15 protein-coding genes are annotated in these 19,397 nt (G+C 68.9%); 12 read left to right on the forward strand and 3 right to left on the reverse strand.

Features of this window, described 5'->3' with window-relative positions; translation table 11 throughout:
* Nucleotides 1-5 precede the first annotated feature (5 nt).
* Nucleotides 6-1,001: a LacI family DNA-binding transcriptional regulator gene (locus NCG93_RS06615; RefSeq protein WP_206687644.1), complete on the forward strand. Its 996-nt coding sequence runs from the start codon at nt 6-8 to the stop codon at nt 999-1,001.
* A 14-nt stretch (nt 1,002-1,015) separates the two neighbouring features.
* The gene (locus NCG93_RS06620) at nt 1,016-1,510 is read left to right on the forward strand and encodes a DUF1990 family protein (RefSeq protein WP_194414730.1); all 495 of its coding nucleotides are present in this window, start codon (nt 1,016-1,018) and stop codon (nt 1,508-1,510) included.
* Between the two features lie 62 nt (nt 1,511-1,572).
* Here NCG93_RS06620 and NCG93_RS06625 read toward each other — a convergent pair whose 3' ends face one another.
* A complete protein-coding gene (locus NCG93_RS06625) occupies nt 1,573-1,980 on the reverse strand; it encodes a MarR family winged helix-turn-helix transcriptional regulator (protein ID WP_252787474.1) in 408 nt (135 codons plus the stop codon).
* A 151-nt stretch (nt 1,981-2,131) separates the two neighbouring features.
* Between NCG93_RS06625 and NCG93_RS06630 the strand changes: the two genes are divergently transcribed.
* Nucleotides 2,132-3,034, forward strand: a complete 903-nt coding sequence (locus NCG93_RS06630) for an SDR family NAD(P)-dependent oxidoreductase (RefSeq protein ID WP_194414729.1) — start codon at nt 2,132-2,134, stop codon at nt 3,032-3,034.
* A gap of 2 nt (nt 3,035-3,036) precedes the next feature.
* Here the strand turns inward: NCG93_RS06630 and NCG93_RS06635 are convergent, their stop codons facing one another.
* Together NCG93_RS06635 and NCG93_RS06640 are read right to left on the reverse strand one after the other, a co-directional pair.
* Nucleotides 3,037-4,632 (reverse strand): GH35 family beta-galactosidase, encoded by a 1,596-nt coding sequence (locus NCG93_RS06635; protein ID WP_206687643.1) that lies wholly within the window; start codon nt 4,630-4,632, stop codon nt 3,037-3,039.
* 110 nt (nt 4,633-4,742) lie between these two features.
* Nucleotides 4,743-5,330, reverse strand: a complete 588-nt coding sequence (locus NCG93_RS06640; RefSeq protein WP_194414728.1) for a TetR/AcrR family transcriptional regulator — start codon at nt 5,328-5,330, stop codon at nt 4,743-4,745.
* A gap of 105 nt (nt 5,331-5,435) precedes the next feature.
* Between NCG93_RS06640 and NCG93_RS06645 the strand changes: the two genes are divergently transcribed.
* The 9 genes from NCG93_RS06645 (at nt 5,436) to NCG93_RS20320 (ending at nt 19,248) form a co-directional block, all read left to right on the forward strand.
* The gene (locus tag NCG93_RS06645) at nt 5,436-7,583 is read left to right on the forward strand and encodes a hypothetical protein (protein ID WP_194414727.1); all 2,148 of its coding nucleotides are present in this window, start codon (nt 5,436-5,438) and stop codon (nt 7,581-7,583) included.
* 198 nt (nt 7,584-7,781) lie between these two features.
* A complete protein-coding gene (locus NCG93_RS06650) occupies nt 7,782-9,074 on the forward strand; it encodes an ABC transporter substrate-binding protein (RefSeq protein ID WP_194414726.1) in 1,293 nt (430 codons plus the stop codon).
* On the forward strand, nt 9,071-10,003 hold the full coding sequence (locus tag NCG93_RS06655; RefSeq protein WP_194414725.1) for a carbohydrate ABC transporter permease: 933 nt from the start codon (nt 9,071-9,073) through the stop codon (nt 10,001-10,003). Before NCG93_RS06650 ends, NCG93_RS06655 begins: the two co-directional genes overlap by 4 nt.
* The gene (locus NCG93_RS06660) at nt 10,000-10,917 is read left to right on the forward strand and encodes a carbohydrate ABC transporter permease (RefSeq protein WP_194414724.1); all 918 of its coding nucleotides are present in this window, start codon (nt 10,000-10,002) and stop codon (nt 10,915-10,917) included. The genes NCG93_RS06655 and NCG93_RS06660 overlap by 4 nt, the downstream gene beginning before the upstream one ends.
* A gap of 115 nt (nt 10,918-11,032) precedes the next feature.
* Nucleotides 11,033-11,836, forward strand: a complete 804-nt coding sequence (locus NCG93_RS06665; RefSeq protein WP_194414723.1) for an SDR family NAD(P)-dependent oxidoreductase — start codon at nt 11,033-11,035, stop codon at nt 11,834-11,836.
* Nucleotides 11,837-11,901: 65 nt separating this feature from the next.
* Nucleotides 11,902-13,617 (forward strand): family 43 glycosylhydrolase, encoded by a 1,716-nt coding sequence (locus tag NCG93_RS06670; protein ID WP_308212125.1) that lies wholly within the window; start codon nt 11,902-11,904, stop codon nt 13,615-13,617.
* Nucleotides 13,618-13,814: 197 nt separating this feature from the next.
* Nucleotides 13,815-16,463, forward strand: a complete 2,649-nt coding sequence (locus tag NCG93_RS06675) for a family 78 glycoside hydrolase catalytic domain (RefSeq protein WP_194414721.1) — start codon at nt 13,815-13,817, stop codon at nt 16,461-16,463.
* The gene (gene uxaC, locus NCG93_RS06680; protein ID WP_194414720.1) at nt 16,460-17,908 is read left to right on the forward strand and encodes a glucuronate isomerase; all 1,449 of its coding nucleotides are present in this window, start codon (nt 16,460-16,462) and stop codon (nt 17,906-17,908) included. Before NCG93_RS06675 ends, uxaC begins: the two co-directional genes overlap by 4 nt.
* Complete coding sequence (locus NCG93_RS20320) at nt 17,905-19,248, forward strand: mannitol dehydrogenase family protein (RefSeq protein ID WP_194414719.1); 1,344 nt, start codon at nt 17,905-17,907, stop codon at nt 19,246-19,248. The genes uxaC and NCG93_RS20320 overlap by 4 nt, the downstream gene beginning before the upstream one ends.
* Nucleotides 19,249-19,397: the final 149 nt, after the last annotated feature.

Consider the following 19,397-nt stretch of genomic DNA (forward strand, 5'->3'; position numbering starts at 1 on the left):
ACGAGATGGTCACGCAACGCGCTGTGCGCTTGAGCGACGTCGCTGCGGTGGCGGGCGTGTCGAAGGCGACGGCGTCCAAGGCGCTCAACGACAGTCCTGTCGTGTCCGCGGCGACGAAGGCCCGCGTGAGGGAGGCGGCCGAGCGGCTCGACTTCCGGCCGAACGCGCTCGCCCTCTCGTTCGCATCGGGCCGCAGCCGTACGGTGGGCCTCCTGACGCATCGGGCGACGGCGACCTTCTCGCGCGCCGTCGTCATGGGCGCGATCCTCGAACTCGGTCGCCGGGAGCGCGCCGCGCTCGTCTTCGACGGCCGTATCAACGCGCACCACGAGATGACCGAGAGCATCCGCACCCTCCGCGACCGGCGCATCGACGGGCTCCTCGTCGTCGGCGCGGGGTTCGGGCGGGTCACGCCGTCCATCACGCATCAGTTCGAGGTTCCCGTGACCTACGCGTTCGCGGCATCCGACAACCCGGACGACTCCGTGTTCGCGCCCGACAACGAGCAGGCCGGGTACCTGGCCGCACAGCACCTGCTCTCTCTCGGGCGCACGCGCATCGCCCATGTCACGGCGGATGCCGACGACCTCGCCGTCCGCCGTCGTGAGACCGGCTTCCGTCGTGCGCTCACCGAGGCGGGCCTGCCGCTGCTTCCGACCCTCTACGGCAGTTGGCGCCGGGAGTGGGGCGAGCACGCCGTCGGTGCGCTGCGGGAGTCGGGCACGGACTTCGACGCCGTCTTCTGCGGCAACGACCACATCGGCTTCGGGGTGCTCGACGCGCTGGAGGCCGCCGGACTGGATGTGCCCGGCGACGTCGCCGTGGTCGGCGTCGACAACTGGGAGGAGGTCATCCTCGATCAGAACCTGCGGCGCCTGACGACGGTCGATCTCGACCTGACCGGTGTCGGCCGGGTGGCTGCCGACAACGTCATCGAGCCGGCATCGACGGGTGGCGAACGCTTCGTCGAGCCCCGACTCGTCCTCGGGCCATCGACCTAGGAGGGCAGAGGGGGATGTCGCTGACCAGGCCTGCGGATCAGCACTGGCGCTCTCCGACCAGCGGGTTCCGTCGCTGGGAGAAGTCGGCGGAGCTAGGCCGCGGCGACGAGGTCTGGCGTTGGGCGTGCCGCGAGGTGCTGCAGTGGGGGATCAAGACCCGCAGCGGGTTCACGGTGACGCCGGACGAGAGGGTCACCGAGGGAGACCGGCCGATCATCATGGCACACCCGTTCGGCCTGGCCGTCCGGGAGCCCGTCGAGGTCGTCGAGGTGGTGGAGACGAGCGACCGTGTCGGATTCGCGTACCGGACGCTGCCCGGCCACCCCGTGAGCGGCGAGGAGGCGTTCATCGTCCACCGCGACGGCGATGCGGTCATCCTGACGGTCCGCTCCCTCACCCGCGCCGGCAGGGAGTGGGGATGGCGGGCCGCCTACCCCGTGCTGCTGGTGGCGCAGCAAGTGGCGCGCCGGCGCTACTTCCGGGCGCTGCGCGTGCGCGCACCGCGCTGATCGACACCTGCGCTGCGCGTGCGCACCGGGTCGATGGTCACGCGTGGCGCGATCATCCGGCGTCACCCTTCCGTTGATGCACTGCTGCCGGTGAGACGCCCGAGCAGCGTGACGAGCTGCGAGAGATCCTCGGTGCTCCAGCGCTCGGTGCGATCGTGGAGCTCGGCACCTCTGTCGGCCAGCGCATCGGCCACGCGGACCCTTCCGGATTCGGTGAGGTCGACGATCACCCCGCGCCGGTCGTCCGGGTCGGGGGACGCCGAGACGAGGTCCAGCCTCCGCATCCGGCCGATCAGGGTGCTGGTCGAGCTCCGGTCCATGCCGACCGCCTCGGCGATGACGCTGGGCTTGGCGGGGCCGAATGCGTAAAGCCAGCGGGCGATATGGAAGGCGGCCGGCTGAAGACCCTCGTGGAATCGGGCGGCGCTGCGTTCTGTGAGGGCGCGCGTCGCGCTGAGCAGCGCGTTCACCTGCTCTCCGAGCGCGAGTTCGAGGCGTTCCCTCTCATCGGAAGGCGTTCGGGAACTAATTTGCATATCCAAACTATAGCCCCCTACAGTGATGGAGATCGGCAAACTATATCCGACTCTCGCCGATCGCAAGACAGGAAGAACCGCCCTCATGCCCCAGTTGCAGACCGTTGTCCTCACCGGCGCTACCAGCGGCCTCGGCCGCCTCGCCGCGATCTCGCTCGCACGGCGGGGCTTCCGACTGGCCCTGCCTGCGCGCGACGAGCAGAAGGCGGCCGAGACGCGAAGCGAGATCGAGGCCGCTGCGCCGGCCGCGCTGGTCGGTATCCACCTGGGCGATCTGTCGCGCATGGAGGACGTGAGGCGTGTCGGCACCGAGATCCGCGAGCGTTACGAACGGATCGACGTGCTGATTAACAACGCCGGGCTGCACGCGTTCGAGCAGCGGGCCACGTTGGACGGCTATCCGCAGATGGTCGCCGTCAACTACCTTGCACCGTTCCTGCTGACTGTGACTCTGCTGCCTGCACTCAGGGGCGCCACGCCGTCGCGGATCGTCAACGTCGCCTCCGAGGCATCCCGCCGGCATGGCACTCTCGCCCTCCCCGGCGACCTCACCGACACCACCCCGTTCACCGCCAGAGGATCATCGGCGGTCTACGGCAAGACGAAGCTCATGAACATCATGTTCACCATGGAGCTGGCGCGGCGGCTCGCCGGCACAGGTATCACGGTCAACGCCCTCGACCCGGGCTTCAACGTGACCGGCCTCGGGCGGGAGTTGCGTTTCGCGGCGCCGCTGGAGCGTGTCTTGAAGAGTCTTCGCATCGGCGACCCTCGTCGCGGTTCCGGCCTCATCGTCGACCTCGCCACGGCCCCGGAGTTCAGTCGGGAGACCGGCGCCTATGTCACCGCGCGCGGCCGCAAAAGGATCACGCCGAGTGCGCCGGGCGACGACCCGGCGATGCAGCGCGAGTTGTGGGACGCGACGACGGCGCTGCTGGAGCGTCCCGCCCGCGCGGAACCATCCGGCGCCGGCGCGGGTGCTGCGTAGGTTCAGGGACGGGGTCGACGCAGCAGCGAGATCCGGACCGTCCGAAGGTCGTCGCCGTAGAACATGAAGTGCCGCTCGTCGCCGTTGAGGGTGCGACGACGAACCCACAGGCCGTCGCGGAGCACCTCCTCCTGCAGCTCATCGATCTCGACGATCGCGTCCTGACGCGCGAACGAGAGGGACGCCGACGTCGCGGTGACGAGGAATTCGTCTTCGCCCGTCCGCAGGACCAGCCCGTAGCCGACCTTGTCCTCGGCGTTGGAACCGGTGCCGGTGCCGAAGATCCCGCGGGTGTCGAACGGGCCGTTGATCGTGACCTCGAACCCGCCGATGTCGACGCGCTGCTGCTCGCCGGTGCTGACCCGGAAGCCGTGGATGCGATCCTCGGCATGCGCCCGCACGATCTCCCCCGAGAGAGCGTTGAGAACCTCGTACGCTCGGAACACTTCGTGCCCCGCGGGCAGATCCTCGATCCCGAAGGGGTTGAAGCCGATCGCGCGGTAGGCGCCGACGGCGATGAACGCGAGTGCAGCCTCCGGCTTCGCCTCGGGCACATAGATCGGGTTGCCGTCGATCGCATACTGGGCGAGCGTGCCGTCGAAGTCGTCGACATAGATGTCGGGTGAGAGGAAGGCGAGCGTGGGTGCGCCGATCTGCCAGACGTCGAGCATCCGTGCGACCGGGCCACCGCTCGGATACCGGCCGGGCTCGAGGGCGTTGGGCTGCGGCCCGAGCCATGCGTTCGCGAACACCGGCAGGGCATGCCGTGCGATGCCGGCACGTGCCACGGCATCGACATAGCGGCTGAAGCCCCAGCTCATGAAGATCTCGCCGCCCTCGCCATCGGTGCCGAAGACCTCGGCCCAGGTTCCGGACGCGCGCGCGCCGTTGCGCTCCCAGACCGCCCGCACATGAGGGTGCAGGCGCTCGCCGCGGGCGGCCAGCCCGTCGAGCAGTTCGGCGGGCACCGCGGCACCCCACGCAGCCGCCGCGTGCGGCGAGCGGTCACGGCTGTCGCCGAGCAGTCCGACCTCGTTCTCGACCTGCACCGCGATGACGGTGCCGTGGACGTCGACCTCGGCGATATGGGCCATGAGCTCTGCGAAGGCGCGGGCATCGGCATCCCGAAGCCGCTCGTCGAACACGCTGAGGACCGGCGCGTCGAGCGTGAAGCGGCCCGTGAGCAGGTTGGCAGGGTCGCGCTCGGCGCGGGTGAAGCGGTCGTCGTCGCGGCGCACCCAGCTCGGGGCGTACGTCGACTCGGCATTCTTGTACGCGCCGAACCAGATGAGGACGAGACGGATGCCGCGCCGCTGCGCCTGTGCGATCTGATCGTCGACGGCGGTGAAGTCGAAGCGGCCCTCGTCGGGTTCGACGAGCTGCCAGCTGGCGGTGCCGATGACGGTGCCCACACCGTTCGCGGCAAGGTGATCCCAGACAGGGGCCATGTACTCGGGACTCGAGGCGCTGGAGTTGTGAAGCTCGCCGCCGAGGGCGAGATACGGCTCGCCGTCGACGAACAGGTGAGTGGCGGCCCCATTGCGCCGCACCGTCGGCAGCGGCCGCCGGCCCGTCGGCTTCGTCGTCGTGTCGGTCACAGCAGCATCACTCCTCATCGGGGGGATCGCCGCGGACCCCGTCGTCCCCTCGATGGTGACAGGCATGGCAATCGGTTGTCAAACCTTGCATTCGCGCCATCGCCGCGTTCTCAGTCCAGCGCGTTCGGCCCGAGCAGGATGCGGATGTGCGCCTCGATGAGTGAACGGATATCGAACGGCGGCCCCTGCATCCATTGGAGCTGGAGCCCTTCCCAGGCGGCCAGCAGCAGATGTGCGACCATGTCGGCGTCGACGCTCACGGGAACACGGCCGAGGTCTTGGAGGCGACGGATGTCGGTCGACACCACGCCGATCGAGCGCGCCCAGCGCTCCTGGAAGAAGGCATTGGCGGGATGCTCGGGATCGGCCGCCGCGCCGGCCAGCTCGTTGTAGAGGCGGGCGTAGTTGGTGCGCTGCACGCCGATCTCAGCACGGCTGCCCATCTCGGCGATGGCGCCCGCTTCGTGCCCGCGCGCGTGGATGTTCTCGTCGTCGTGCTGCCGCAGCGCGGCGATGAGCAGGCTCTCCTTGGTGGGGAAGTGGTAGTACACCGTCGGTTCGCTCGTGTGTGCGAACTCTGCGATCTCGGTGATCGCGACGTTGCGGTGCCCCTTCTGCCGGACCAGTTCCAGCGCGGCCGCGCTCAGAGACCGCCGACGAACGTCGGATTTCGCGTAGGGCCCGCGCTTCGTCGACATCCTGGCTCGCTCTCCGTGCTTTTCAGGGGTGGCGCCTGCAATGCTATGCTCATCGCCAAATTAATAGCTGACTCAGTATTGAGTCAATGAAGGCGAGGATGCCCCGTGACCATCGACCGACGCCGGCTGGTGCGCAGGCACAACCCCGTGTACACATCCGCTCATCCGGTCGCGGTGATGACGGTCGGCAACGGAGACATCGCGATGTCGGTCGACGTCACCGGCCTGCAGACGTTCGCCGCCTTCCACGAGATCGTCCCCGACCCGAAGCGTGTCGTGGCAGACGGCATCTCGGGGCTCCCCGAGCAGGTGCTGCGACCATTCGACAGCGATGATTTCCAGATCCCCTTGCGGACGCAGTCCAGCTGGTGCTGGTACCGCACGCGGACAACGCGCGACTTCCGCCTGGCGCAGGCTGAGACCGTCTACGAGACGAGCCGGGGGCCGGTTCCCTACCTCGACCGCATGGGTCTTCAGCGAGCCGGCGACCCCATCGCCGAAGAGTTCGAGGCAGGGGCGTGGTTCCACTACAACCCCCGGAGGGCTCACCTCGGGCGGCTCGCACTCGTGCGTCCCGACGGTCAGTCGTTGAGGCATCCGTCGCTCGTGTCGGATGTGCGGACGGAACTGGATCTGTGGTCGGCAGCCGTGCATGCCGAGTACACGCTCGAAGGGGAGCGCGTGGTGGTCACGACGCTCGCGGACCCCACGGCGCACGCCTTCGCCGTCCGCGTCGAGTCGGCGCTCCTTACCCGGGGCTGGGGGGTCGCATGGGTCTTCGACGAGCAGCCGGACGAGTTGGCGCCGTTCGAACTCCCGCTAGAGAGCGGGACGACCTGGACGGCCGACGGACCGCAGCGCGGCATCGCGGAGCGTGTCGTCGAGTCCAGCCGCTACGTCGTCCGCATGGAGGCGACGGGCTCGCTCGCGGAGGGCGCCGATCGTGTCGTCGCGACGGCGCGCGACCGCTCTCGGCTGGAGGTGGTCGTCGCGCTGGCACCCGACCGAGCGCGGTTGCCGGCGACCGCCTCGTTCGAAGAGGTGGGCGAGCGCGCGGAGCGCTGGTGGCGGCGCCACTGGTGCGAGGGGGGCGCCCTCAGCTTCGACGGCAGCTCGGATGAGCGAGCGCAGGAGCTCGAGCGCCGCATCGTCCTCTCGCAGTACCTCCTGGCGATCAACTGCGCGGGATCGACTCCGCCCGCGGAATCGGGTCTCACGTACAACACCTGGACCGGCAAGTTCCACCTCGAGATGCACTGGTGGCACGCGGCGCAGTTCGCGCTCTGGGGGCGCGGTCATCTGCTCGAACGCAGCCTCGGCTGGTATCACGGTGCCCTGGAACGAGCGCGCGAGACCGCGGCGCACCAGGGCTACCGCGGTGCGCGCTGGCCGAAGCAGACCGATCCCTCAGCCCGTGAGTCGCCGAGCAACATCGGCGTCTTCCTCGTCTGGCAGCAGCCGCACCTCATCTACCTCCTCGAACTGCTGCGAGCGGAAGGGCGCGATGACGAGTTCCTGCAGAGGCACTACCCGCTCATCGAGGCGACCGCCGACTTCATGGCCGACTTCGTGGAGGAGCGCGACGGCCGGTTCGTGCTGCCCGCCCCGCTCATCCCGGCACAGGAGAGCTACCTGGCCGACCGCGCACGCACCGAGAACCCCACTTTCGAGCTCGCCTACTGGTCGTGGGCGCTTCGCCGAGCCAACGAGTGGCGCGCGCGACTCGGACTGCTGCCGCGGTCCGACTGGCACCGGATCGCCGAGAACATGCATGCCCCGTATGTGCTCGCCGACGGCACCTACGCCGCCATCGCGACGACCCCCTATCTGATCCGCACAGACCACCCGTCGATGCTCATGGCGGCGGGGTGGCTGCCCGACACCGACCTCATCGACCTGGCGATCATGCGCAGAACGCTCGACGGGGTATGGAACGACTGGGACCTGCAATCGAGCTGGGGCTGGGACTACGCCGTGATGGCGATGACCGCTGCGCGACTCGGTGATCTCTCCGGCGCACTGGATGCGCTGCTGCACCCGTCGCCCAAGAACGTCTTCCTGAGCAACGGCCACAACCCGCAGATGCCGGGTTTTCTCACCATCTACCTTCCCGCGAACGGCGGCATCCTGGCGGCCGCCGCACATGTGGCGGCGGCGGTGCAGAGCGGGCAGCGGCTACCGGATGGCTGGAGCATCGAGGCCGAGGGTCTGGAGATCTGGCGACGATTCGCCAATTCGATAGTGACCTATTGATTTTAGCTCGGAGCTGATGGACAATGGCCGTGTGGCAACCGATTGACAGCTCACTCACCGACAGCTGAGTGGTCGGGCCACACCGCGTGATCGCAACGACACGCAACCGCACAGCGGAGACGCCTCCATGGCCACCGACCATGACTCGGAGGACCAGGCTCGCGCTCTCCATGGCTTTCAAAGATGAGGACCGATCCCATGAACACACTCAGGACCCGACGTCGCGGCGCACTCCTCGCCGGATCGCTGTCGATAGTGGCGGCGCTCGCGATCACCGGATGCGCTCCTGCCGCACCGGCGGACGACCCCACAGCGGGAGAGGAGGACATCGAACTGACCTTCCTCAACCAGTCGCGTGGTCAGGAAGCGGCGCTCACCCAGCTGGCCGAGCAGTACACCGACGAGACCGGGGTCAAGGTCACCATCGACTCTCCCGGCCCTGCGGACTACCTGCCGAAGCTGCAGGCGCGGGCGCAGTCAGGTGACATGCCCGACATCTACTCCTCGTTCGCCGCCACCGATATGGCCCCGTTCTACAAGGCGGGTTGGGCCATGGACCTGACCGATGAACTCGAGGCCGGCTGGAGCGAGGACTTCAGCCCCGAGGTGATCGAGATGTCGACGTTCCAGGACGGCAACAACCTCGGCGTTCCTGCGGGCATCTACAGCGTGCACTGGGAGACGCAGACCTACGGCATGATGGTCAACCCTGCGCTGACCGACATGACCGCCGACGACGCGCCGGCGACGATGGAGGAGTTCATCGACGCCAACGAGGACGACGGCAGTTTCTCGATCGCGGCGTCACTGACGCCGATGCTCGTCCAGGCGCTCGCCTCGAACTGGCTGACGGACGAGGAGATCGAGGCGACCTTCAACGGTGAGGAGAGCTGGGAGAGCGAGGGGTGGCACAACGCCTTCCAATTCCTGGTGGACCTGAAGGAGGCCGGCGTCATCGCCAACGGCGCTCTTCCTGGTGGTCAGGACGACAACCCCAGCGTCGAGACGGCCTTCTTCACGCAGACGCTGGGATCGATCTTCGACGCGTCGCCGGGTGTGTCGGTCGGCTTCCGGACCAACCCCGAGTTCACGGACTACTTCTCGATCGGCATCCTCGGAGCCGACGACGCACCGCTCGAGCCTCGCTCGCCCGGAGTCCCCGGAAAGGGCGCGGTCATCAACCCGAAGGGCGAGCACCCCGAGGCAGCGCTGGACTTCGTCAAGTGGCTCACCGAACCCGCGCAGCAGCAGGTGTTCGCAGAGGTCGGCCTGATCCTCCCGACCAACCCCGAGCTGCTCGCCAGCGGTGATGTGCCCGAGCAGCTCGGCGGCTTCGCCGAGGGCGTCGCGTCGCTGCAGGTCATGTCCACGACTTTCACCACCGATGTCCGGAGCGCCATCGTCGCCGAGGCCCAGCGCCTCGTGCTCGGTGAGACGACGGTGGATGACGCACTGGCCACCATCCAGGCGGCTCAGGATCGATCGTCGTGACCTCACAGTTCACGCTGTCCGTGCGGCGTCCCCTCCGGACGCCGCACGGGCGGCGCGGCATCCGCCGCAACCTCCTCGGCTGGACGTTCCTGGCACCGGCCATCGCCCTGATCGGCGTGTTCACGATCACGCCCTTCGCACAGGCGATCCTGCTCAGCTTCCAGTCGTGGGACGGCGTCAGCCCCGATACGCCGTGGGTCGGACTGGCGAACTACGAGTTCGTCATGAGCGACCCGATCTTCTGGACGTCGATGCGGAACGTCCTGCTGTTCGGTGTCATCGGCTTCTTCGTGGGCAACGGGCTGGCGCTGTGCCTCGCGCTCGCCGTCAATTCGACCACCCGCGGCACGACCTTCTTCCGCACGGTGTTCTACCTGCCGGGCGTGCTGTCCGTGGTCGTCGTCGGCCTCCTGTTCGGCTTCATCCTGGCGCCCGGCTCGGGCGTGCTGAACCGGCTGCTCGAACTCGTCGGTCTCGGTTCGTGGGCCCAGAACTGGCTGGGTGATCCGGCATTCGCCCTCATCTCCGTCGCCGCGGTGTTCGTCTGGTACCACTGGGGGTTCGCGTTCCTGCTGTTCCTCGCGGGGCTCCAGGACGTGCCGAAGGAGCTCTACGAGGCGGCGGAGCTGGACGGAGCGAACCGGTGGACGAAGTTCCGGTACGTGACCTGGCCGCAGCTGGCGCCGGTGACGTCGATCGTCAGTCTGCTCACACTGCTGGCGGCCCTGCAGATCTTCGGAACCGTGCAGGTGCTCACCAACGGCGGTCCGGGCTATCACACGATGGTGCCGACCCTCGCGATCTACAACGAAGCGTTCGTCAACTGGCGCTACGGCAGCGCCGCCGCGATGTCGGTCATCTTCGGCGGCGCGCTCGTGCTGCTGTCGCTGATCCAGCTCGCGATCACGGGACGGAGGTCCCGCGCATGACCCTCACCAACGACAATCCCGACACGCGCGCCGCGACGGCGGCATCGGGCCCCGAGAGCAAGAGCACCTCCGAGAAGGCGATCCGTCGTCGTCGCCGCCTCCCTCTCCACACCATCGGCCTGTACGGACTGCTCGCGATCGCCGCGCTGACGGCCTTGTTCCCGCTTCTGTGGATGCTGTCAGGGTCCCTCCAGTCGCTCACCGAGCTGCTGACGAACCAGAGCTTCCTGCCGAGCGACCCGCAGTGGGGCAATTACGTCACAGCCTGGGTGCAGGGCGACCTCGGCACGTACCTGCGCAACAGCGTGATCTACACCGCGGCGGCCGTGCTCGGCATCCTCCTGGTGTCGAGCCTTGCCGGTTACGCGCTGGCGCGGCTCGAGTTCGCCGGAAAGGGCGTCTTCACCTTCGTCATCCTCGCGGTCATGATCATCCCGGCACCCGCTATGTTCCTCGCGCAGTACAAGCTGCTCATCTCGCTCGGCCTGACAAACAGCCCGGTCGGCTATGTGCTGATCCTGATCACGTCGGGCGTCCCGATGTCGACCCTCATCATGCGGAGCTTCTTCGTCAGCCAGCCGCGCGACCTCGAAGAGGCTGCCGCGCTGGACGGCGCTGGGCCGCTCCGCATCTTCTGGAGCGTCATCCTTCCTCTGGCCCGGCCGGGTCTCGCCGCCGTCGCGGTGATCCAAGGGCTCGGTGCGTGGAACGAGTACCTCATGGCTCTCGTGCTGTTCGACGACAACGAGCTCATGCCGATCCAGCGCGGCCTGACCGCGTTCACGTCGGCTGAGACGCCCCAGCAGCAGGTGCTGCTCGCCGCCACCGCGATCTCGATCGTGCCGGTCGTCGTGTTCTACCTGATGGCCCAACGACACATCGTCAAGGGCATCGGTGCGGGCGCCATCAAGTAGACGGGGCCGGACGAGCAGCTGACCGCGATGTAGGATGCAATCGGTTGCCAACTTCGCTCGCGCCGACTCATCCCAGCTGTCGACGTCGTGCCACTCACTCGACAGAAGGATCCAGATGGACATCGACAAGAAGGTCTTCGTCGTCACCGGCGCGGGAAACGGCATCGCCCGCGAGGTGACGCTGCGCCTCCTCGCCGGGGGTGCTTCGGTCGCCGGCGTCGACCTCAGCGAGAAGGGGCTGGAGGAGACCGCGGCCATGGCGGCGGCCGGTCCGCGCTTCTCGGCGCACGTCGTGAACATCACCGACCGGGAGGCCGTCGAGGCGCTTCCTGCTGCCGTCCAGTCGGCGCACGGCGCCGTGGACGGCGTCGTCAACGTGGCCGGCGTCATCCAGAAGTTCGTCAAAGTCGTCGACCTGCCGTTCAGCGAGATCGAGAAGGTCATGAACGTGAACTTCTGGGGCGTCATGAACATGTGCAAGGCGTTCCTGCCGGTTCTCCTCTCGCGGCCCCAGGCGTCGCTCGTGAACATCGCCAGCATGGGCTCGTACGCCGCGGTGCCCGGTCAGGCCGTGTACGGCGCATCCAAGGCTGCGGTGAAGCTGCTCACCGAAGCCCTCTACGCCGAGCTGCTCGACTCGAACGTGGCTGTGACGGTCGTCTTCCCCGGGGCCATCGCGACGGGGATCGCGGCGAACTCGGGCGTCACGCTGGCGCCGGAAGGGGCATCCGCGCAGAACTCGGCGTACAAGACGTCAACACCGCAGAAGGCGGCGCAGGTGATCGTCGACGCGATCCGCACGGGGAAGTTCCGGGCGACGATCGGCTCCGACGCCGCCGGCATGGACAAGCTCGCTCGACTGAACCCGAAGCTGGCGACGACGGTCATCGCCAAGCAGATGGCGGGGCTGCTCGGGTGACACGCGTCTGGAGCAATCCGCTCGATCTCTCGTATCGATACCAGGACGTCCGCTTCTCCGGGTGGGTGGGCGGGGTCCATCTGGGCGATCCCCGCCGGAGTATTCACCGAGAGGCGGCTGATCCGTCGATCGTCAGATATCAGGGGCGCTATTTCCTATTCGCCTCGATGTCGCGCGGATACTGGCACTCCGATGACCTTGCCGAGTGGCACTATCGACCGACCGAGAAGCTCCCGCCGTTCGATTACGCCCCGGATGTCCGAGAGATCGACGGTGCGCTGATCATCAGCGCGTCCCGGAAGACGGGCAACTCGCCCTTCTTCCGGAGCGTGGACCCGCTCGCCGACGACTTCGCGGAGGTCGCGCCCGGCACGTTCTCGTTCTGGGATCCCAGCATCTTCCAGGACGACGACGGGCGCATCTATCTCTACTGGGGCTGCGACAACGTGCAGCCGTTGTACGGGCTGGAACTGGACAGTGGACTGGAGCCGATCGGCCAACCGGTGCCCCTCGCCGCGAGCGATGTCGAACGACGCGGGTGGGAGCGCACGGGGGAGGACTACGTCGTTCCCGAGCCGAAGACCGAGCGTGAACGCATGGTCGCCCAGTTCGCCGGACGTGCGCCGTACATCGAGGGCGCGTGGATGACGAAGGTGGGCGACACCTACTACCTCCAGTACGCGGCGCCCGGCACGCAGTGGAACACGTATGCGGACGGGTACCTCACCTCAGATTCGCCGTTGGGACCGTTCACGTACTCGAGCAGCAGCCCCTTCTCGTCCAAGCCGGGGGGTTTCATGACCGGGGCCGGCCACGGCAGCACCTTCCAGGATGAGTGGGGAAACTGGTGGCATGCGGCGACGATGCGCATCAGCGTGAACGACGTCTTCGAGCGACGGATGGGCATCTTCCCCGCTGGGTTCGACGAAGACGGAGTGCTCTTCTGCAACCAGAGCTTCGCCGACTACCCGCTCGTCGTGCCGGACGGCGCATTCGACCCCCGAGCACGGCTCGAGCCGGAGTGGATGCTGCTCTCGTATCGTGCCTCCGCAAAGGCGTCGTCGACGGCTCCGGGCCACGACGCGGCGCTGGCCACGGACGAGGACGCCCGCGACTGGTGGGCGTCGACAGCTCCGGGCGTCGGAGAATGGCTCGCGGTGGACCTCGGCCAAGCCCAGCATGTGCACGCCGTGCAGGTGAATCTGGCGGATCAGGCGCTGGCCGACACCGCGCCGCCGCTCGACGTCGGCGCCGACAGCGGGCACACCTGGCGCGGCATCTACGAGACGCACACCCCTGCCGCGTTCCTGCTCGAGGGCTCGCTCGATGGCGAGACGTGGGAGACGCTCCACGATGGAAGCGTCTCGGGCGAGGATCGGCCCCACGCCCTCGTGATTCTCGACCGACCCAAGATGCTGCGGCACGTTCGGGTGACGGCGCAGACTCTGCCGTTCGACGGGGCGTTCGCGGTGAGCGGTCTCCGCGTGTTCGGCCGTGGTGAAGGGGAGGCGCCGCCGCAGGTCTCGCCTCAGGCGGCGCGCATCGATGCACGGACGGCCCGCCTGAGCTGGACGCCCGCTCCGGCCGCGATGGGATACAACGTCCGGTACGGGTCGCACCCCGACAAGCTCTACCGGAGCTGGCTGCTCTACGAGCGGGATCACCTCGATGTGCCCTCGCTCAACGCCGATGAGCAGACGTGGTTCGCGGTGGATTCGTTCAACGAGAACGGGGTGACCCGCGGCGAGCCCGTGCTCGCCGTGGCAATCGACGCCCCGTGAACCTGATCCGCGCTACATGAGCTGTCCACCGTTGAGGCGCTCGGGACGATGCGTGCGCCGAGAACGTGGATGCCGGTGAGCAGGGCTCCGTACACGCCGGTCGCCTTGCGTCAGGCCACGGTCCAAGCTAGTGTGCAATCGGTTGCCATGTTCGCATTCGGACACGGGCCGGCCGGTGAATCCCAGGAAAGACGATGATGACTTCTGCTCCCTACGACCTCGCGATCGACAGTGGCGGGGACCGGTTCCCCGTGACCGGTGCGGCGCCGCGTCTCTCCTGGAAGCCGCCGCGTCTCGCCGACGGCGGCGACAGCTACGAGCTGGAAGCGACCGTCGACGGTATCGCGGCTCTCCGGGCCGTCGTGACCGGCCACCGCTACCTGGGCTGGCCTTGGCCGGCACCCACGAGCCGCCAGCGTGTCGCGTGGCGTGTGCGCGCGGTGTCCGCCGACGCCGGCTCGGAGTGGTCTGAGCGGCACGAGTTCGAGGTCGGCCTGCTCGACCAGGACTGGACGGCACGGTGGATCAGCCCCGTCCACACCGACGACCCGGGCCCCGGTCGCCGGGCCGCCCACACCCTCGCGGTCTCGTTCGAGCTGCCGGTGGGTGTCGCATCGGCTCGCCTCTATTCCACGGCGCTCGGCGTGTACGAGGCGTTCGTGAACGGCGAGCGAGCCGGCACGGCTCAGCTCTCACCCGGGACGACGTCGTACGACCGCACGCTGTACGCCCAGGCATCCGATGTGGGCGACAGCCTGAGGACGGGAGCCAACCGGCTCGAGATCGTCCTCTCCGACGGCTGGTACCGCGGACAGGTCGGCGCCTTCCGGACTCCTGCCGAGTGGGGGGACGCGCCCGGCGCCCGCGCCGAGCTGCACGTCGCTCTCGAAGACGGGTCGACACGGGTCGTCCGCACCGACGGCGACTGGACGAGTGCGCCCTCGGTCATCACCCAGGCCGACCTCATGGCGGGCCAGACGACCGACTTCCGCGCGGGGACGGCGCCCGCGGTGCCGGTGCTCGTCGACCAGGTCGCTGCTCCGCCGATCGCCTGGTCGCCCGCCCCGCCGGTGCGCGTGGTCGAGTCGCGTGCCGTGGTCTCGGTACGGGAGGTGCGCGACGGCGTGTGGGTCGCCGACTTCGGGCAGAACGCCTCCGGCTGGGTCACGCTGCGCGACCTGGGCGCGGCAGGCACGACGACCGTGCTCGAGTACGGCGAGTTCCGCGACGCCACCGGCGACCTGTCGACGTCGCACCTCGACTCCCACCGCCCTGACGCCACGATGGTGTTCGTCCAGCGGGACGAGGTCGTCTCGGCGGGCCATGACGCGGTGTTCGAGCCGCGACACACCATCCACGGCTTCCAGTACGTGCGGATCACGCGGGAGGGGGCGTTCGACCCGAAGACCCTCGAGATGCAGGTCGTCCACACCGACCTGGCCCGCACCGGTTCCTTCGCGTGCAGCGACCCGGACCTCACGCGGCTGCACGAGCTGGCGGACTGGAGCTTCCGCGGCAACGCCGTGGACATCCCGACCGACTGCCCCACGAGGGAGCGACTGGGCTGGACCGGCGACTACCAGATCTTCGCCCCGACGGCGACGCGGCTCTACGACGTCAGCGGCTTCACCCGGAAGTGGCTGCGCTCCGTCCGCGACGACCAGCTCGACGACGGCCGGATCGCCAACTTCTCGCCCGACGGCAGGCGGGTGAAGCTTCACACCGACGCGCAGTTCGCCATGATGACGGGCTCCGCCGGCTGGGGCGATGCGATCACCGCCGTCCCGTGGGAGATGTACACCGCCTACGGCGACCGGAGCGTGCTCGCCGACAACTGGGACGCCATGGTGCGATGGGTGCACTGGGCTCTCGCCACCGCCTCGGGCTCGCGGCATCCGTCCCGCGTCCAGCGATCGAGCGAGCCGCAGCCCCACGAGCAGTACATCTGGGACGGCTCCTTCCACTGGGGCGAGTGGATCGAGCCCAAGCGCAAGCGCGCCGACGGCACGCTCATCGACCCCGTGCAGGACAACCCGCAGGCCTGGTTCATGGCCGACAAGGGGGAAGTGGGCACTGCCTTCCTCCACCGCTCCCTCGACACTGTCGCGCGTGCGGCGGCGATCCTCGGACGCGACGACGACGCCGTCGAGTTCGGTGAGCTGGCCGCACGAGTCCGCGACGCGTGGCGCACCGAGTTCCTCGCCGCGGACGGGCGCACCGTCGCCGACACTCAGGCCGCGTACGTGCGGGCGCTGTCGTTCGGTCTCATTCCGGACGACCTCCGCGAAGCGTCCGCAGCGCGCCTGGTCGAGCTGATCCGCGAAGCGGGCGGCCACCTCGGCACAGGGTTCCTGTCGACGGGGGACCTGCTGCCGGTGCTGGCAGAGAACGGATACACGGATGTCGCGTACGACGTCCTCCTGCAGCGCACCTCGCCGTCGTGGCTCAACATGATCGACAAGGGCGCGACGACGATCTGGGAGGACTGGGACGGCATCGACGACCAGGGCGACGCCCACGAGTCCCTCAACCACTACAGCAAGGGCGCAGTGGTGCGGTTCCTCCACACCCATGTGGCAGGGCTTCGCCAGGCTCCCGGATCGATCGCCTGGGAGTCCGTGATCGTGCAGCCGACGCCGCACCCCACGCTCACGTGGGCCAAGACGACGCACGAGTCGCCGCAAGGCCCCATCAGCGTCCACTGGCACAGCGATGGCGACCGATTCGAGGTCGAGGTCGACCTCCCCGCCGGCACGCACGGCACGCTCGTGCTGCCGGACGGCGCGGAACGCGCGCTCTCACCCGGGCGCATCACCGCCTCGACCACGACGGAGGTCCTCGCATGAGCACCATCACCCCACCGACCACCTCGCCGCTGGGCGCGGCCGTCGCCGACGACCGGCTCGAGCCTCGCGACCCGCACCGCCTCTTCCCCGGCGACCGGCGCACGCGCGACATCGCGCGGGGGCTGTACGAGAGGGTCGCGACGGCGCCTATCGTCTCGCCGCACGGCCACGTGCCCGCGGAGTGGATCGCGCGCGACATCCCGTTCACCGACCCCACGGCGCTGCTGGTCAGCCACGACCACTACGTGACGCGGCTGCTGCACGCGTCGGGCCTCGACCTGGACGAGCTCGGCGTCGGCGGGCATCCGGTCGATCCGCGCGCGGCATGGCGGCTCTTCGCCGAACGCCAGGCGGTGTTCGCCGGCACCGCGACGGGCTACTGGATCGACGAGGAGCTGCGGAACGTCCTCGACATCGACGTGGCGCTCTCCGCCGAGACGGCCGACGCCGTGTACGACCGCATCCAGGCGAAGCTCGACACTCCCGCCTTCCGGCCGCGTGCGCTGTTCGAGCGGTTCGGCATCGAGGTCCTGGCGACGACCGATGACCCGCTGGACGACCTGCGCTTCCACGGCGAGATCGCCGCGAGCGGCCTCCCTGGACGCGTGCTGCCGACCTTCCGTCCTGATCGCTATCTCGATCCCGACTCGCCCGAGTTCGCGACCGACATCGCGCGGCTGCTGGCGAGCGAAGGACAGGAGACGAGCTTCCGCGGCTACCTCACCGCCCTCGAGGCGCGGCGCGCGCACTTCATCCGGCACGGCGCGACCTCGGCCGACCACGGCATCGAGGATCCGGCGACGGTCGACCTGACCGGCGACGAAGCCGCGAGGCTCTTCCAGCTCGCCGTGTCGGGGCGTGCCGACGCCGCCGAGCGCCAGGTCTTCCGCGGCCACATGCTGCTGCAGATGGCGCGCATGAGCGTCGACGACGGCCTGGTGATGACGGTGCACGCGGGAGTGGTGCGCAACCACAGCACCGCGACGTTCCGCCGCTTCGGCGCCGACACCGGGCACGACTTCCCCAGGCGCACCGACTTCGTGCGGGGCCTGCGACCGCTGCTCGAGCGCTTCGGACTCGAGAAGTCCTTCCACCTGGTGCTGTTCGCCGTCGACGAGACGGTGTACTCCCGTGAGATCGCTCCGATGGCCAGCTTCTACCCGAGCGTCTACATCGGGGCGCCGTGGTGGTTCCTCGACGCACCCGATGCGATGGCGCGCTTCCGCTCCGCGGTCACCGAGAGCGCCGGGTTCTCGCGGGGCTCGGGGTTCATCGACGACACCCGCGCCTTCCTGTCGATCCCCGCGCGTCACGACACGGCGCGCCGGGTGGATGCCTCGTTCCTCGCCCGTCTCGTGAGCGAGGGGCGCCTCACCGAGGCCGCAGCCGGCGCGGTCATCGACGACATCGCGGGGCCGCAGCCCCGGCGGGTGTTCAAGCTGTGACGGGTCGCTCCACCGGGCTCGCGACGCCGACGACCGGCCTCCACAGGTCACGGCCCGCGCCGCCCGTCCGCATCGTCCACCTCGGACTCGGCGCTTTCAGCCGATCGCACACCGCGTGGTACACCGACCGTGCCGTCGATGCGGAGGACTGGGGCATCGCCGCCTACACGGGGCGCAGCGCCGCGCTCGCCGCGGCGCTCAGCGCGCAGGACGGGGTGTACACGCTCATCGAGCGCTCGGCCGAGGGTGACCGACCCGAGGTCGTCGAGAGCATCGTGCGGGCGCGGCCCGGCGACGACGTCGCCGGACTGCTCGCCGACATCGCCGCCCCGGCGACCGCCATCGTGACGCTCTCGATCACCGAGGCCGGCTACCGCGCAGGCGCGGACGGGCTCCCCGACGACGGCGACCCGCTCGTGGTGGCCGACCGCGCCCGGCTCGCGCAGCTCGAAGCCGGCGACTCGGACGCGGCCCTCGGCCTCCAGACCGTGCTGGGGCGGCTCGTCGCGGGCCTCGATGCCCGGCGCCGCGGCGGTGCAGGTGCGCTGGCCGTGGTCTCGTGCGACAACATCCCCGACAACGGCGGACATGTGGCGCGGGCACTGCTCGGGCTCGCGGCATCCGTTCCGCTGACGGCGGAGTGGTGCGAACAGAACGTCTCGTTCGTCTCGAGCTCCGTCGACCGGATCACGCCCCGGATCGAGCCCGACGAGATGGCGTGTCTGACAGAGCGGTACCGGGATGCCGCGCCCGTCGTCGCGGAGCCGTTCAGCGACTGGGTGCTCTCGGGCGACTTCCCGGCTGGTCGTCCCGCCTGGGAGACGGCCGGAGCCCGATTCACCGACCAGCTGGAACCGTGGGAGGCGCGAAAGCTCTGGCTGCTCAACGGTGCGCACACGATCCTGGCGTGCCTCGGCGTCGTCCGCGGCCACACTCTGGTGTCGGAGGCGATCGCGGATCCGGTGTGCAGGAGCGCGGTCGAACGCTTCTGGGACGATGCCGAGCCGAATCTGCCGCGTCGGCTGGGCATCGCGGGCTATCGTCGCGCCCTCCTCGCACGCTTCGCCAACCCCCGCATCTCGCATCTGCTGTCGCAGATCGCACAGGACACGACGACGAAGGTCCGGCTGCGCATCGTTCCGGTTGCTGAACGCGAGCGCGCTGCCCGTCGAGGGGCCGCGGGGTGCGCCGGCGCACTGGCTGCCTGGCTCGTCGCGGAGGACGAGGCATCGGCGAGCGTCGCCGGTGTGCGTGACCGCATCGAGCGCGTGAGCACTTCCCTGGCCGAGGATGACGAATTCGTCGCGTCGGTCACCCGAGCGCTGACGCTCGCCCGGTGACATCCGGCTGAGGTGCGCGCCGAGAAGTAACGGCTCGATCACTTTCTGGCAATCGGTTGTCGAACGGGATGAATGCTGGTTTACTGGCGGTCAGCCCTCGCTTCGCACCTTCCCGGAGACGTGAGCGACAAGCGGTTGCATGAAGCATT

Source organism: Microbacterium yannicii (assembly GCF_024055635.1).
Taxonomy (GTDB): domain Bacteria; phylum Actinomycetota; class Actinomycetes; order Actinomycetales; family Microbacteriaceae; genus Microbacterium; species Microbacterium yannicii.